This window comes from Rhodoferax ferrireducens (genome assembly GCF_003347515.1).
Taxonomy (GTDB): Bacteria; Pseudomonadota; Gammaproteobacteria; order Burkholderiales; family Burkholderiaceae_C; genus Rhodoferax.
Map to the genome: position 1 here is coordinate 1 of NZ_QEII01000010.1, position 284 is coordinate 284.

The following is a 284-nucleotide window of genomic DNA, read 5'->3' on the forward strand; positions in this document are numbered from 1 at the left end:
CCGCTTCGTGATTCTGAAACCGGCGCTGCGCACGGTGTACCCGGCCCTCACCAGCCAGTTCATCCTGCTGATGCTCAGCTCGGCCGTGGTGTCGGCGATTTCGGCCGACGACCTGACCTCGGTGGCGACCAATCTGCAGTCGCAGACCTTTCGCAGCTTCGAGATTTACATCGTCGTGGCCGGCATCTACCTGCTGCTGGCGCTGTCGTTTTCCGCCTTGTTCCGGGTGATCTACCGCCTGGCCCTCAACTACCCGGCAGGCCGCTGATGCGTACTTTTGGTTT

Annotated in this window: 1 pseudogene; it reads left to right on the forward strand. The window is 61.6% G+C overall.

The window, feature by feature from the left end:
* Positions 1 to 268: pseudogene (locus C5P05_RS00035) on the forward strand (amino acid ABC transporter permease); the annotation flags it as partial.
* Positions 269 to 284 lie beyond the last annotated feature (16 nt).